This window comes from Henriciella sp. AS95, assembly GCF_038900055.1.
Taxonomy (GTDB): domain Bacteria; phylum Pseudomonadota; class Alphaproteobacteria; order Caulobacterales; family Hyphomonadaceae; genus Henriciella.
This window is the reverse complement of record NZ_JBBMQM010000001.1, coordinates 3,369,527-3,384,049: the sequence shown is the minus strand read 5'-3', so window position 1 is coordinate 3,384,049 and position 14,523 is coordinate 3,369,527. Positions and strand designations below refer to the sequence as shown.

Genomic DNA, 14,523 nt, shown 5'->3' with positions numbered 1-14,523 from the left:
GAGATGAAGCGGGTAACGCGCATAGACCGGAAAGTGTTGCGTCGCTACCGCAGTGGAGCCGGGCAGTCAGCGCCGTCCGGACGCCGCCGGCCCGGAGCGGCTTTGGTGGCAAGGATGCCCGCCAGCTTGATGCGGTCAGAAATCTGCTTGGTGGAATAGGATTTGTCGACACAGCTGATCGGCTCGCCCGTATCAGCGGCGATCATGACGGCGAGGCCGGTATAACCGCCATACCAGTCCCAGAGATAGGCCGCCTTGTGAAAACCAAGCAGCGCTTTGGACGCCCTGATCGTGGCGGCTTTGCTGTCTTCGCCGGACCGCAAATGGGTGAGATCGACCGTGATCAACTCGACGTCATCCACAGTGTAGTTTTCCAGGGCGCGTGCGAATTTCGGTTCGAACACATGGCATGATGCGCACCAGTCGGCGGTGAAATTGACGATCTTCACCGGCGCCTGCGCAAAACTCGCCTGCGGAGCGAGCAGACCTATCATCATTGTCGCCGCAAGCAGAATGCGCGTTGTACACCGGCGCGCGAGCCGCTTAAGAGATGGAAAGCTGCAATTTTTCAAGGATGTCATGCTCGATTTTCTGAACGATCTCATCAATGGCAAGATTCTGATTGCCGTTCTCATTCCGCTCGGCCTGATCTTTACGATCTGGTCTCGAGGTGTCCAGTTCAGACTGTTCGGCTCGATGTTCTCGGTGCTGGGCCAGGGGTTCCAGCACGAAACCGACCAGCCATCATCCTTCCAGGCCTTGGCGCTGTCTGTGGCCGGACGCGTCGGCGGCGGCAATATTGCGGGCGTCGCTGCGGCGCTGGCGCTCGGCGGACCGGGGGCGATCTTCTGGATGTGGGTGGTCGGCCTGGTCGGCATGGCGACGAGTTATTTCGAATGTACGCTCGCGCAGGTCTACAAGCAGAAGGAGCATAATGGCGATTTCCGCGGTGGGCCGGCCTATTACATCAAGCATGGCCTTGGAAAGAAGCTCGGCAAGGCTGGGCCGGTTCTCGGCTTTGTCTATTCGCTGCTCCTGCTGGTGACGTTCGGTTTTGCGTTCATCTGCTTCCAGAGCTTTGCAACGACAAGCTCCATCTATTCAGCGTTCGATGCGCCGCGCATGTGGTCGGGCATCGGGCTGGCACTGGTTGTCAGCCTGGTGATCTTTGGCGGCGTGCGCCGGATCGCGAGCGTCGCGGAGATCATCGTGCCGGTCATGGCGGTGTTCTATGCGCTGCTCGGCCTGTTCGTCCTGCTGACACATCTGCCGCAAATCCCGGCTGCGTTCGGGACCATTGTCGCCAGCGCGTTTGGCTTCAATGAAGCTGTCGCGGGCGGTATTGGCGGAGCGATCATGATGGGCGTCAATCGCGGCCTCTTCTCCAACGAAGCGGGGCTCGGCTCTGCCCCCAATGTGGCGGCGGCGGCCTATGTCGAGCATCCGGCGCAGCAGGGCATGGTGCAGTCGCTGTCTGTGTTCATCGACACGATCATCATGTGTACGGTGACCGCGCTGATTATTCTGCTCTCGACGCAGAACTATATTGGCGCTGATGACGCTAAGCAGGGCGTGCTGACACAGCTGGCGCTGGCGGACCATATTGGCGGCTGGGCAGAGTATTTCATCGCCTTCGCGCTGTTCCTCTTCGCCTTTTCGTCGATCATGTACTCCTATTATCTCGGTGAGAATGCGGTCGATTACTACATCCCGGACAATATGATTGCGGTCTATGTCTACCGCTTCATGGTGATCGGTTTCGTGATCCTGGGGGCGATGGTGCAGCTTGGTGATGTGTTGAGCTTCTCGGACGTGACGATGGGGCTGCTGGCGATGGTGAATTTGTTCGCCGTGGCGCTGCTCTTCCCGGTCGGGCTGCGCGTGATGCGGGATTTCGATGCCCAGCGCAAAGCAGGCGTGAAAGTGCCGATCTTCGATCCGGACAAATTCGAGGATCTCGATATCGACAAGTCTGCCTGGCAGCTGACCGAACGTCCGAGCGGTCCGGCGGCTGAGTAGGTTTCAGCCGGGGGGCGGGTACGCCGTCCTTACTGGTTCAATGAAAAAGGCCGGCCCCGATAAAGGGCCGGCCATTCTTTTGGGTCGAAACTGAGCGCCAGGCTCTATTGCTGACCCGCGCTTCCGCCTTGCTCGCGCATCCGCTTCATGACGGCGTTGATCCGGCTGAACTCTTTCTTGGAAAGATCGCCGCTCTTGTCCTGATCGAGCATCGGGAAGGCGGGCTTCATACGGTTGCCCATCATGCCTTTCATCTCGGCCAGTTCGATCTTGCCATCGATATTGTCATCCATGGCACCGAACAGGCGGTTGCCTTCCAGCTCTTCCTGATACGCGTCCTTGCGGTTATCGGAGGTCTCTTCGGCCCAGCGGAAGGTGAAGGAGGTAAAGAGCATCTCCTCATGAGATTGCTCACCCCAGGTCACTTCTGCGTCCGGGTCCGGATTGGCGAAATTGTTCTCCGAATTGTCGTAGATGTAATTGGAGATCAGAAGCGAGCCTGCCGGGACGTCCACAGGCTCGGCGAATTCATAGCCGCGCTGCCAGTTGAAGTCATATTTCGGCAGGGAGATCAGCAGCTCTTCAGTGCCATCGGGATAGCGGATCGACATGTCGGCCGCATAGCCGCGATAATGCGCATGCGGGAAGACGCGTTCCAGGATCGCATCGTGCGGGATCTCGAGATAGGCCGTTTCCATATGGCGCGCCTCGCCCGGCGGGATTTCGATGGAGGCGTCGAGGATCACGCTGGAGCGGCTGACATATTTTGGCACTTCGTCGTGGAAGTAGAAGCCAATCTGGGTTTCATCCGTGACCGGCTTGCCGACGGGCGTGTAGTGAATCTGGAAGCCTACCGCCCCGCCAGCCGGGAATGGCGTGCCGATATCGTCTTCAGCGACGGTGGATTCGGCACCGACAGCATAGCCGCCGGTCGAGAATTCCCAGCGCCCGGTCGAGCCGCGGCCATCCTCCGGAATTTCGGACATGTAGCCAGACAGAACGTGGTGGACCACTTCGCGGGAACCAGCCTTGATCGTGCTGGCCTTGAGCCATTTGTCTTCCGTCAGCGGGTTTTCGACGATCGGATAGGAATAGTCGATGATGCCGTTGGGGGGGACGTCATAGGCAGGAAGCGTGAGGATCAGGTCCGGCTCGCCCAGCGGCCATTCGGGCGCGTGGAGATCAGCTTCCTGCAGCGGATCGGTCTGGTCCTCGCCGCGCGGCGACCCCGCTTCGATCCAGTGGATGAGGGTCTTGATTTCATCGCTGGTCAGCGACTTGTCGTCCTTCCAGTTGCCAACATGCGGGTCAGCGTTCCAGGGCGGCATACGATCAGTACGGATGACTTCGCGCATCATGGGCGACCAGCCACGAACGGTCTGATAGTCGGTCATCGCCCACGGCGCGATACCACCGACGGCATGACAGTCTGCGCACTTGTCGAGCAGGATCGGGGCGACATCGGACGCGTAGGAAATGTTGACGTGCTCATCCTTGGCGTCGCGCTCCGGGAAGTTGACGAGGCAGCCTGGGCTGAGCGCCGGGCCTTCGACGGTGACCTCTTCGCCAGCGACGACCTGGTCAAGCGTGTCGGTGAGGTAGTGATTGTCGGCCTCGGCCTTCTGGCGCTCATAGGATTGGCGGTCATCGATCGGGCCGTGATAGACAACCTTGAAGCCCTTGGCCGGGTCGAGCACGAAGACTTCAGCGGTGCGCACAACGCCGAGGGATTCGCCGATCAGCTGGTTCTCATCGATCAGGACCGGCAGGGTGATGCCATACTCTTCGGCTTCTGCCTTCACGTCGTCGCGCGTGTCCTGAAGGTTGGAGTTCAGCATGTAGAACTTCACGCCCTGCGCTTCATACTGGTCAGCGATTTTCTGATAGTCCGGCACGGCGCCGCGAACGATGGGGCAGCCATTGCCATGCGTCATGATGACGATGGCTGGCGCGTCGGCGTGATAGAACAGCTCGTGGGCCTCGCCGTTCTGGTCGATCAGGGTGAAGTTATCGACAAAGTCCGCGACGTCGACATCCGGCGCCTCGCCATGCTGCATGTCCATTTCATGCGCGGTCTGGGCAGTCTCGGTCTCGTTTGAGCTTTGCGAGCAGGCCGTCATCAGCGCAGCGGCGGCGACTGACATTGCGAGCGTGCGGGCAGTGGTGATCTTCATTGTTTCCTCCCAAGTCCCTGTCTTGTCGGTGGATTCTCATAGGCCCTGGCAGGGCAGCCACACCGATCTTGGGACCGATAATTGTATTCAACTATCGTGGATTAAATTCCAGCGATTTGCAAGGAGATTGAAGAGACTATCAGGCGTTGAAAACGCGATCGAAGATGAGGTCGACGCGCTTGAAGTGGTAGTCGAGGTCGAACAGGGCTTCGAGCTGGTCGTCTGAGAGTTTCGCGGTGACCTCGCTGTCCGCTTTCAGGTGATCGAGGAAGGGGCCTTCGCCAGCCCATGTCTTCATCGCATTGCGCTGGACGAGGCGATAGGAATCCTCGCGGCTAACGCCTGCCTCGACGAGGGCGAGAAGCACGCGCTGGGAGTTATGCAACCCGCCAAGCCGCATCATGTTGGACATCATCCGGTCAGGATAGATGAGCAAATTCTCGACAACGCCGGCCATACGGTGCAGCGCGAAATCAAGGTGGATGGTCGCGTCCGGGCCGATGCCGCGCTCGACCGAGGAGTGCGAGATGTCGCGCTCATGCCAGAGGGCGACGTTTTCAAGCGCCGGGGTCACGGCGGAGCGCACGAGCCGGGCGAGACCGGTCAGGTTTTCCGTCAGCACCGGATTGCGCTTGTGCGGCATGGCGGATGAACCCTTCTGGCCCTTGGAGAAGAACTCCTCGGCTTCCAGAACTTCGGTGCGCTGAAGGTGGCGGATCTCTGTGGCCAGCCGCTCAATCGACGACGCGATGACGCCCAGCGTGGCGAAGAACATCGCATGTCGATCGCGGGGAATGACCTGCGTGGACACCGGTTCCGGTTCGAAACCGAGTTTCTCGGCGACATATTCTTCAACGCGTGGGTCGATATTGGCGAAGGTGCCGACAGCGCCGGAAATGGCGCAGGTCGCGACTTCCTTGCGGGCTGCGATGAGGCGCTCGCGGCCACGCGCGAACTCCGCGTAGAAGGTTGCCAGTGTGACACCGAACGTCGTCGGCTCGGCGTGGATGCCGTGGCTGCGACCGATCTTGGGCGTGTATTTGTGCTCTTCGGCGCGCTTCTTGAGGGCAGCGAGGATGCGGTCCATGCCGACAAGCAGGAGGTTGGCGGCGCGCACGAGCTGTACGTTAAGGCAGGTGTCGAGCACGTCGGAGCTGGTCATGCCCTTGTGCAGGAAGCGGGCGGGCTCGCCCACATGTTCGGCGACATTGGTCAGGAAGGCGATGACGTCATGCTTCACCTCGGCCTCGATCTCGTCGATGCGGGCGACTTCGAAGCGTGCCTTGTCGCGGACGGCCTTGGACGTGCCTTCAGGGATCTGGCCGAGCTCTTCCATCGCTTCGGCGGCCAGCGTCTCGATTTCCAGCCAGATGCCGTACTTCTCTTCTGGTGACCAGATGGCGGTCATCTCAGGGCGGGCATAGCGTGGAATCATGGGGTGTCTCCGTTCTTGGCGGGCGTTCTACGCTGCTGGGCGGGAGGAGCAAGGTTTTTGGTGTAGACAGGATGCCCCCTTCGACCGCTTCGCGGCCACTTCCCCCGCAGGCGGGGGAAGAAAGGCGCGCGCCTCTAGCGTTTCCTCCCCCGTTAACGGGGGAGGTGCCCGGCAGGGCGGAGGGGGCAAGCCCCGCGTGGCTTTTGAACGTCATCCCGGCCGGAGCGAAGCGGAGAGCCGGGACCCAGTGGAAACGGCAGGAGATGGGTCCCGGATAAAGCCTGCGGCTTTTCCGGGATGACGAGAAAGAGTTTAAACCTCTGTGCCCAGCACGCGCGGCAGTTTGAACGTCACGGTTTCCTGCGCAGTCGTGAACGGCGTGACGTTAATGTCAAAGCGCGCGCGGCAGGCGGCGATGAGGCCCTGGACGAGGTCTTCCGGGGCGGATGCGCCCGCTGTCAGGCCGAGCGTGTCGACGCCCTCGAACCAGTCCCAGTTCACGTCGGATGCGCTGGCGACCAGACGGGAGTCCTTCGCGCCAGCGCGTTTGGCGACTTCGACGAGGCGTTTTGAGTTCGATGAGGTCTCTGCCCCGATGGTGAGAAAGAGGTCGCAGCCGTTCGCCATCGCTTTTACCGCTTCCTGGCGGTTGGTGGTGGCGTAGCAGATGTCTTCCTTGTGCGGCGTGGAGATGCCGGGGAAACGGTCCTGAAGGATGGCGACGATATCGGCCGTATCATCGACCGAAAGCGTGGTCTGGGTCACGAAAGCGATATTGGCCGGATCTTTCGGCTGAAAGGCGTGAGCATCGTCATCCGTTTCGATGAGCGTGATGGCACCGTCTGGAAGCTGGCCCATCGTGCCGATGACTTCGGGGTGGCCAGCATGGCCGATGAGGACGATTTCGCGGCCTGCCCTGTAGTGGCGCTCGGCCTCGACATGAACCTTGGAGACGAGCGGGCAGGTTGCGTCGACATAGATCATCTCGCGGCGATCAGCTTCGGCGGGCACGGCTTTCGGGACGCCATGCGCGGAGAAGACGACAGGCCGGTCGGTCGGGCATGCATCGAGTTCTTCAACGAAAACCGCGCCGAGGCCTTCCAGTCGCTGGACGACGTGCTGGTTGTGGACGATTTCGTGGCGCACATAGACCGGCGCGCCCCACTTCTGGAGCGCTTCCTCGACGATCTGGATGGCGCGGTCGACACCGGCACAAAAGCCGCGCGGGGCCGCAAGGCGTATCTCGAGTGACCGCTTTGTCATCCAATCCTCCTCAGGTACAAGCAGATGAGGCGTTGCGCCATTTGCTGGTGCCCGGTAACACTGCACCCCTTACATGGACGGCCTGAGCCTTCAGGCCAAGAGCGACAAGGCATTTGGTATGCGCGTATTTGCTGTTCTGGCAGCCGGACTCTTCATCGCATCGTGTGGCAGTAACCCGCTAAGCCGCGCGCTCGACACGCGTCAGAACGCTGGCCCATGCCCGCCAGTGGCTACGCTTTATGATGCATCGCGTATCGTCGAGCTTCAGGGTAACGAGCCGAGTTACGCCGATATCGCCTATACGGGCGAAATCACGAATGTTGAGCTGTTTTGCCGCTATATTGATGATGAACCGCTCCGCGCAGAAGTCGAAATCGACTTTGCATTCGGCCAGGGACCGAAAGCTGATTCCAACCGGCACAGCTACACCTATTGGGTCGCCGTGACGCGCCGCAGCTCGAAAGTGCTGGCCAAGCAGTATTTTACGGTCGATGCGACCTATGATTCTGATGGCATCGATGGCCGCAAGGAAGTGCTTCAGGACATCATTATCCCGCGCGTGGACGACACGATCTCCGGCGCGAACTTCGAAGTGATCGTCGGGTTTGACCTGACCGAAGACCAACTTGCCTTCAATCGTGCAGGCCACCGCTTCCGTCTCGACGCCGGCAGCTAGATCCAGACATTCAAGGGGCTGCCATGAGCGATCTCGTCACGCAATTGTCGGCGGCGTGTGCTGCTGCTTTTGAGGCCGAAGGGTTTGAGGCCCGGTGGGGGGCTGTGCGCCGCTCCGACCGGCCGGAGCTTGCCGACTTCCAGTGTAATGGCTGCATGGGCGCGGCCAAATCCAAGGGGCTGGTGCCGCGCGATCTTGCAGCGAAGATTGCAGACCGCATTTCGGGGCAGGGGCCAATCGAACGGGTCGATGTCGCCGGGCCGGGGTTCCTGAACATTCGCGTGTCCAGCGAGGCCCTGTCGGAGGCGACGGAAGCCATTCGCGCTGACGACAAGGCGGGTGGTGGCGCGTTGGAAACCACCGAGACGGTGGTGATCGATTTTGGCGGGCCGAATGTGGCCAAGCCGATGCATGTGGGGCACCTGCGCTCGGCCGTGATCGGCGATACGCTGTGCCGCCTGTTCCGCTTTCTTGGCGATGATGTCACCGGCGACGCGCACCTTGGCGATTGGGGCCTTCAGATGGGCCACCTCATCACCGAACTCTTCGCCGAGCAGCCGGACCTTGTCTATTTCGACCCGGACTTCAAAGGCCCGTATCCTGAAGAACCGCCGGTCACGATCGAAGACCTTGGCCGTCTCTATCCGCAGGCCTCTGCCAAGGCGAAAGAGGACGCCGCGCGCAATGAGGCAAGCCAGCTCGCCGTTGCCGAGATGCAGGCGGGACATCCGGGCTATCGCGCCCTGTTGCGCCACTTTATCAATGTCTCTGTCGACGCGCTGAAACTGGATTACGCCTTCCTCGGCGTCGAGTTCGACCTCTGGAAGGGCGAGAGCGATGTCGATGGGCTGATCCCGGACATGGTGGAGATGCTGAAGGAAAAGGGGCTCGCCAAGCTGGATGATGGCGCCTGGATCATCGATGTTTCCCGCGAGGACGACAAGAAAGAGATGCCGCCCTTCATGGTTGTCAATTCGCGCGGTGGGACGGGCTATCATGCGACCGACCTTGCAACGATTGTCGACCGGATGGACACGCTACAGCCTGACCGGATGCTCTATGTCGTGGACCAGCGTCAGGCCTTGCACTTCGAGCAGGTGTTCCGCGCCGCTGACATGGCGGGGCTGATCAGTGAAGACCGGCTGGAGCATATCGGCTTCGGCACGGTGAACGGCACGGATGGCAAGCCGTTCAAGACACGCGAAGGCGGCGTCCTGCGGCTGGCCGATCTGAACTCAATGGCGCTGGCCGAGGCCGAAAAGAAGATTGGCGAGAACGGACTGTCTGACGAGATCGGCGAGCAAGAGCGCGCGAAGATCGCGGCGCTGGTGGCGCGGGCGGCGCTTCGTTTCGCTGACCTGCAGAATGTGCGCACGACCAATTATATCTTCGACCTCGAGCGGTTTACGAGCTTCGAGGGCAAGACCGGGCCTTACCTTCTTTATGCGGCGGTGCGGATCAAATCGCTGCTGCGGCGCGCGAAAGAGGCCGGGCATCAGCCGGGCGAGGTGAAGATCGAGAGTGATACCGAACGCGCGCTCGTGCTTGCCATGGACGGGTTCGCAAATGCGCTTGCCCAGTCCCATGCGAAACGTCAGCCGCACATTTTGTGTGAGCATGTCTATTCGCTCGCTCAGGCGTTCAGTGCGCTCTATGCAGCCCATCCGATTGCCAATGAGAGCGATGCGGCGCTGCGCGGATCGCGGCTTGCGCTCTGTGAGGCGGTGCTGAAGCAGCTGGAGGCCGGTCTTGGCATCCTCGGTATCGAAGCGCCGGAACGGATGTAGGCATGCCGAGGGTTAACAGAATCCCTCAATTTTTTTACCCGGCCCTAACGCGCCTTAAGGATTGAGGCCGAAAAATGAACATAAGAGGGGCCTCTCGGTAACCTTCAGGCAAGAGCGGGCCCGTATGGTGAACGTCTCAGAGTGACGAGACGAGGAGGCTGACCCCATGCTGAACAACCTGATTTCAACCACTGCAAAGACCACCGGTCTGGACGAGGCATCCGCCCGCCAGGCGCTTGGTGTGCTTTTCAATACGGCAGAGCGCCAGGGCGCGCCGCTGATCGAAAAAGTCTTCTCTCGCATGCCAGGGGCCCGCACGCTGTCAGCCACGACCGGCGCGCAGACCGGCGCCGCAACAGGCACGATTGCCCGCCTCATTGAGCAGACCCCGGGCGGTCGTCAGCACGTTTCTCTCTCAATGTTCTCCCAGCTTCACGATATTGGCCTCGGTCACCAGCAGATCGGCCAGCTCATGGGCTGCGTCGGCAAGTATATGGAATCGACCTACGATATCCGTGGTCTCGGCCATCTTGGTGATCTCATCGTTGCCGACCCTGCCGTGATTGAAGAACGCAAGACTGCTGTCGCCTAAGGGGCAGCATGTGCCGAACAAGGTCCTCTGGATCGGCCTGCCCGAGCGGCAGGCCTTTTCTTTTGCCCGAAGAGCGCCTAGCAAGCGGCGATGACGACACCTGCTGATATTGACCTCAATTCATCCCTGAAACCATCAGGGCAGGGCCGGTTGAGCGCAGACCTTGCCAGTGCAGACGAAGGCACGCTGTCAGCCATTGCCCTTCGCGCGATGAAGCAGTTTGCGGCTGAATCGGCTGGCGACAAGACCGCTTCAACCGTCTCTGTCAGCCTCGATTTTACCGGTGAAGCCTTTACTGGCGGCGCGGTCGACATCGATTGTGACATTGATCGCCAGACGCGAACACTGATTTTCCTGCACGCTTATTTGCGGTCAGGCGACCGGACTTTGATCAAGGCGACGTCCATCTTCAGACTGTCTTAACGCCGCCGTTTTATTTTCAATATTAAATACAGAACGACAATGTCCTCCCAGAAGGTCCGGTATGAAAATGCTTGATCAGAGGCGCGTCCTCATCGTTGAGGACGAGCCTTGTATCGCACTCGATATCAAGCTCTCCGTCGAGGGCGCAGGCGGACAGGTGGCCGGCGTGGCCGCGCGGTTGTCCCAGGCACTCGACATGGCCGGCACACTCGATTTTGACGTGGCACTGCTCGATTATAATCTGGGCGACGAAGACACGTCCGCCGTCGCTGATGTCTTGAAAGCACGGGGTATCGCGACCGTCTTTTATACCGGCCGAGGCAAGGTCAGCGATCTGAATTTGCGGTGGCCGCAAGCCAAGGTTCTGGTCAAGCCCACGATGAATATGCTGATCCTGAAATCACTCGCCGCAGCCGCTTGAGAGCGCTTTACACTCGACCGTCGCGGGTGCAGAATCATGGATGACTGAATTTCGCCACGGACGCATGAGACGTCCGAAGCGGTTCAGCCGGTAGAGTTTGCGTGGGAGAGACGATGCGTACCATCATGATCGGGGCCCTGACGGCTTGCCTGCTTCCCGCCGGGTGTGCGAGCGATGGTACGGGCGGCCAGTTCGGCACGGGTCTTGGCGAGGTGCTCGGCTCCTATCCCCAATCCGGCGCAGCGGGGGACCTCTCACAGTTTGAAATCGATGCAGGCCTTCGACAGGCGCTGGAGATCGGCACCGAGCGCGTGGCCTCGCAGATCGGCGTGAGAGACGGCTATTGGGCCGATCCAAAGATCCGGATTCCGCTGCCCGGCCGGCTTGGTGAGGTTCAGCGCGAACTTGCCAGAGTGGGGCTATCAGCGCCGCTGGATGACCTGCAATTGCGGATGAACCGCGCTGCAGAAGACGCTGTTCCGGCCGGCAAGGCAATCGTGATCGATGCGGTGAAATCGATAACGATCGAGGATGCTGTCGGCCTGCTGAGAGGCGGCGATACGGCGGCGACGGACTTCCTGCGCACCAAGACTGAACGATCGCTGCGCCAGCTGTTCACGCCTTATGTGGAAAACGCGCTGACAAGTTCAGGCGCGTATCAGGCGCTTGATTCAGCGACGTCCAGCGTGCCGATGCTGGCGGTGGCTGCGACGGACTACAAGTCTTCCCTGACGACCCATGCGGTCAATCTTGGCCTGGACGGTATGTTCGATTATCTCGCGCTCGAAGAAAAGAAGATCCGCGAGAACCCCGTCGCCCGAACGACGGAGCTTCTCAGGAAGGTCTTCGGGTCGGTCTGATGCGCCGCTACTTTACTGAAATCTCCGACGGCGAAATGCAGGCCATCGATTTTGGAAACCCCGCCCTGGAGATGGCAGCCTTGTGGCTGCATGGAACGGGGTTCAACGCCATGACATACCAGTCATTGCTGGCGCCGCTCGGCCTGCGCACCAAGGTGACCGCGCTCGACTTGCGGGGCCATGGGCGCACGCAATTACCGGCTGTGCCCTCAAGGATGCGATCCTGGCACCGCTACCGCGATGATGTGATTGAGTGGCTCGAGAAGAATGCGACCCGCCCGGTCGTGCTCAGCGGGCATTCGATGGGGGGCTGCGTGGCCGTGTTGGTGGCTGGAAAACGGCCTGACCTGGTGAAGGGCCTTGTCGTGGTCGATCCGGTCATCATGACGCGGCGGTTCTATTTTATCGCTCACATGTTTCCGTTCCTGCGGCCGATCCTCAACACCGGACATGGCATGGCGCGCCAGGCCAGACGGCGCCGCGCCGAGTTTCCGAGCCAGGAGGCCATCAAGCAGGCTTATCAGGACAGGGACACCTTCAAGACCTGGCGGACCCCTTTCCTCGATGACTACATCATGGATGGTTTCCATCGCATCGATGAGAACCCTCAGGATAGTGCAGATCAGGTCTGGCGGCTGAACTGCGAACCGAAATGGGAGGCCGCGACCTTCAAGGGGCAACGCAACCAGCCCTGGGGAGCGCTAAACAAGATCCGCAAGAAGAAGATCCCGATCGTTGTGATGCGGCCCGAGCATAAGCCGGTCATGTCAGAGAAGGTGACCGATCTTCTGGTGCGCAAGAACCCTGATCTGGTCCTGAAGGAACGCCCGAATACGAGCCACTTCCACCCGATGGAAGTGCCCTATGAGGTGCGCGATGAACTGTCGCTGACGATCGGACGACTGATTGAAGGGTTTTCAGCCGGCGATGAAGGCCCGATGCGGCGCAGCCTGCACGGTGCCGGCTAGAGGGAAAGCTCGCCGGGCGCGATATCGGCGAGTTCGTCCATCATCTCGGCCGGTGTCGGGATGACTTTCCGTTTCTTCAGGTCGAAGGTCACGGCGACCGCTTCTGCCGTCATCCAGGGCTGACCGGTCAGCGGATCGAGCATCCAGTGGACCAGGGAGTGGACCTTTTCTTCCACGCGTCCCAGCGATGAACGGATTTCGTACAGGTCACCAGCCTTGGGCCAACGCCGATAGATGATGCGGTTTTCGAGAACAGCGCCGCCCATTTCCTGTCCGGGGACGGCGCTTGCAACGCGGCTGCGCCAGTCATGCAGCAAATTCGGCACGGAATCGGATATCCGGCCAATGAACATGTGCGGGTTCATGCGGCCGAACACATCGCAATCGCCGGGCGGCACCATGCCGAGCCCGATCACCTTGGCGCCGCGATCCATGGCGATGGCGCGGGTCACCTCTCCGGTTTTCGATGGCGTCAATGACAGGTCGAGACCGCGCGGTGCGGTGGACGCAGGCGGTTCATCGCCAAGCGCTTCGAGCGCGGCGCGGGAGCGCGCCGTCCACGGGAATGGCTTCAGCGTGGTCGCATCGACATGCAGGAGTTTCGTGCGGAAGGCTGCGGCGACGGAGCCGTCGCCATGACGCATTTCCTGATAGACAGTGGTGCCGGTCTCATCGACCTCCAGCGTACAACCAACCATGCTGAGCGGCAGCCCAGGATGCACTTCCTTGATGAAACGGATGTGTTGCTCGGCGGGAATGAGCGTCGATGCCGCATCTGGCCTGAAGGCGTGCGAGAGATGGCAGGCACCGGCGAGGTGTCCGAGGCCTTCAAAAGCCTTCTCGATATAGACCCGCACATTCATGTGGCCCATCTCGTCGCAATCCCATGTATTGGCGATGCCTTTCCAGAGATCGATCACGAAATAGCCTCCGCAGTGCTGCAAGCCGGATGGGTCATACCGGGTGGTGTCGGTTGCAGCAAGGCGTAGGCGCCGGTTGCAATGGCGTGGTAATCGATGCGCAGCTGCTCTCGATCGAGTGTGTAGGTCACCGGGAGGCCCTGAACGCAGCGATCGGCATTTACAACAATGATTTCAATGGCGTCGTAGGGAGCTTCAATGTCTGGTCCAAGATGGCCCCCAGTGCAGAGGCCGGGATAATCGACGAAGAAATCCTTGCCGCGCGGCGTCAGGGTGATGGGGTATGGGTCGTAGCCTTCCTCATACACGCAGCCAGACCAGGGGCCGGCCGCCGCAGCGGCTTTGAAGTCCTCATCATCGGCCGCGGCAGAAAGGGCGGCCGCGCCCAGGCAGAGGGCCACCCATGCTGCTTTCACGCGTCGCAGTCCCGGCAGATGCCGCGCACTTCGATGACAGCGTGGCGGAGTCTGAAGCCCGCAGCTTCGGTTTCAGCGTGAAGGGCGTCCGTCGTGGCTGTGGCGTGCAATTCTTCGGCCCCGCCGCATTCGTCGCAGATCAGGAAGACGGCGGAATGCTTGTGGCTTGCATGCCCGCAGGCGACATAGGCGTTGAGGCTCTCAATCTTGTGGGCGAGGCCGACATCCTGAAGGAAATCCAGCGCGCGATAGACCGTGGGCGGCTTGGCAGAACCTTCGCCATCGAGATTGGCGAGAAGGTCATAAGCCTTGGATGGCTCAGCGCTCTCGAGCAGCAGGCGGAGCACCTTGCGGCGGATCTTGGTGAGCCTCTGTCCCTTGCGGGCCGCCAGTGTTTCGGCTTCGGTCAGGAAAGCCTCCACGTCCTGCGGGCTGCAAGGCGTGTTGGCGTGGATATGCTCGTCGGTCGCTGTGTGGGCCATGTGCCTAATGTCGGACGTTTCGGTACAAATTTCCAGTCATCTGGTCGCGAGTCGCATTCCGGGCCGAATTTTGAGATGTGAAGCGGG

Annotated in this window: 15 protein-coding genes; 8 read left to right on the top strand and 7 right to left on the bottom strand. The window is 60.6% G+C overall.

From position 1 onward, the window contains the following. Window positions 1–44: 44 nt before the first annotated feature. Entirely contained in the window at window positions 45–497 is a 453-nt protein-coding gene (locus tag WNY37_RS16195; protein WP_342974434.1) for a thioredoxin domain-containing protein, read from the bottom strand. Between the two features lie 82 nt (window positions 498–579). On the opposite strand from WNY37_RS16195, the gene WNY37_RS16190 reads away from it, so the two are divergent. Beyond that, window positions 580–2,019: an alanine/glycine:cation symporter family protein gene (locus WNY37_RS16190; RefSeq protein WP_342974433.1), complete on the top strand. Its 1,440-nt coding sequence runs from the start codon at window positions 580–582 to the stop codon at window positions 2,017–2,019. A 104-nt stretch (window positions 2,020–2,123) separates the two neighbouring features. Here the strand turns inward: WNY37_RS16190 and WNY37_RS16185 are convergent, their stop codons facing one another. The 3 genes from WNY37_RS16185 to ispH all read right to left on the bottom strand — a co-directional run bounded on the left by WNY37_RS16185 (window position 2,124) and on the right by ispH (window position 6,891). Further along, entirely contained in the window at window positions 2,124–4,193 is a 2,070-nt protein-coding gene (locus WNY37_RS16185) for a redoxin domain-containing protein (protein ID WP_342974432.1), read from the bottom strand. Window positions 4,194–4,332: 139 nt separating this feature from the next. Further along, the gene (gene purB, locus WNY37_RS16180) at window positions 4,333–5,628 is read right to left on the bottom strand and encodes an adenylosuccinate lyase (protein WP_342974431.1); all 1,296 of its coding nucleotides are present in this window, start codon (window positions 5,626–5,628) and stop codon (window positions 4,333–4,335) included. A gap of 312 nt (window positions 5,629–5,940) precedes the next feature. Continuing rightward, a complete protein-coding gene (gene ispH, locus WNY37_RS16175; protein ID WP_342974430.1) occupies window positions 5,941–6,891 on the bottom strand; it encodes a 4-hydroxy-3-methylbut-2-enyl diphosphate reductase in 951 nt (316 codons plus the stop codon). Between the two features lie 73 nt (window positions 6,892–6,964). Between ispH and WNY37_RS16170 the strand changes: the two genes are divergently transcribed. The 7 genes from WNY37_RS16170 (at window position 6,965) to WNY37_RS16140 (ending at window position 12,618) form a co-directional block, all read left to right on the top strand. After that, entirely contained in the window at window positions 6,965–7,567 is a 603-nt protein-coding gene (locus tag WNY37_RS16170) for a hypothetical protein (RefSeq protein ID WP_342974429.1), read from the top strand. Window positions 7,568–7,590: 23 nt separating this feature from the next. Continuing rightward, complete coding sequence (gene argS, locus WNY37_RS16165; RefSeq protein ID WP_342974428.1) at window positions 7,591–9,354, top strand: arginine--tRNA ligase; 1,764 nt, start codon at window positions 7,591–7,593, stop codon at window positions 9,352–9,354. A gap of 166 nt (window positions 9,355–9,520) precedes the next feature. Further along, complete coding sequence (locus tag WNY37_RS16160; RefSeq protein ID WP_342974427.1) at window positions 9,521–9,946, top strand: hypothetical protein; 426 nt, start codon at window positions 9,521–9,523, stop codon at window positions 9,944–9,946. 90 nt (window positions 9,947–10,036) lie between these two features. Continuing rightward, window positions 10,037–10,369 carry an acyl-CoA thioesterase domain-containing protein gene (locus tag WNY37_RS16155; protein ID WP_342974426.1) on the top strand — a complete coding sequence of 111 codons (333 nt, stop codon included), beginning with the start codon at window positions 10,037–10,039 and terminating at the stop codon, window positions 10,367–10,369. Window positions 10,370–10,430: 61 nt separating this feature from the next. Continuing rightward, a complete protein-coding gene (locus WNY37_RS16150) occupies window positions 10,431–10,790 on the top strand; it encodes a response regulator (RefSeq protein WP_342974425.1) in 360 nt (119 codons plus the stop codon). A 113-nt stretch (window positions 10,791–10,903) separates the two neighbouring features. Beyond that, window positions 10,904–11,650 (top strand): DUF4197 domain-containing protein, encoded by a 747-nt coding sequence (locus WNY37_RS16145; RefSeq protein WP_342974424.1) that lies wholly within the window; start codon window positions 10,904–10,906, stop codon window positions 11,648–11,650. Beyond that, window positions 11,650–12,618 (top strand): alpha/beta hydrolase, encoded by a 969-nt coding sequence (locus WNY37_RS16140; protein ID WP_342974423.1) that lies wholly within the window; start codon window positions 11,650–11,652, stop codon window positions 12,616–12,618. Before WNY37_RS16145 ends, WNY37_RS16140 begins: the two co-directional genes overlap by 1 nt. Here the strand turns inward: WNY37_RS16140 and WNY37_RS16135 are convergent. The 3 genes from WNY37_RS16135 to WNY37_RS16125 are packed head-to-tail and all read right to left on the bottom strand — an operon-like array spanning window position 12,615 to window position 14,436. Continuing rightward, window positions 12,615–13,538 carry a thioesterase family protein gene (locus WNY37_RS16135; RefSeq protein WP_342974422.1) on the bottom strand — a complete coding sequence of 308 codons (924 nt, stop codon included), beginning with the start codon at window positions 13,536–13,538 and terminating at the stop codon, window positions 12,615–12,617. The genes WNY37_RS16140 and WNY37_RS16135 overlap by 4 nt on opposite strands. Continuing rightward, window positions 13,535–13,954 carry a hypothetical protein gene (locus tag WNY37_RS16130; protein ID WP_342974421.1) on the bottom strand — a complete coding sequence of 140 codons (420 nt, stop codon included), beginning with the start codon at window positions 13,952–13,954 and terminating at the stop codon, window positions 13,535–13,537. The genes WNY37_RS16135 and WNY37_RS16130 overlap by 4 nt, the downstream gene beginning before the upstream one ends. Next, window positions 13,951–14,436 carry a transcriptional repressor gene (locus tag WNY37_RS16125; RefSeq protein ID WP_342974420.1) on the bottom strand — a complete coding sequence of 162 codons (486 nt, stop codon included), beginning with the start codon at window positions 14,434–14,436 and terminating at the stop codon, window positions 13,951–13,953. The genes WNY37_RS16130 and WNY37_RS16125 overlap by 4 nt, the downstream gene beginning before the upstream one ends. Window positions 14,437–14,523 lie beyond the last annotated feature (87 nt).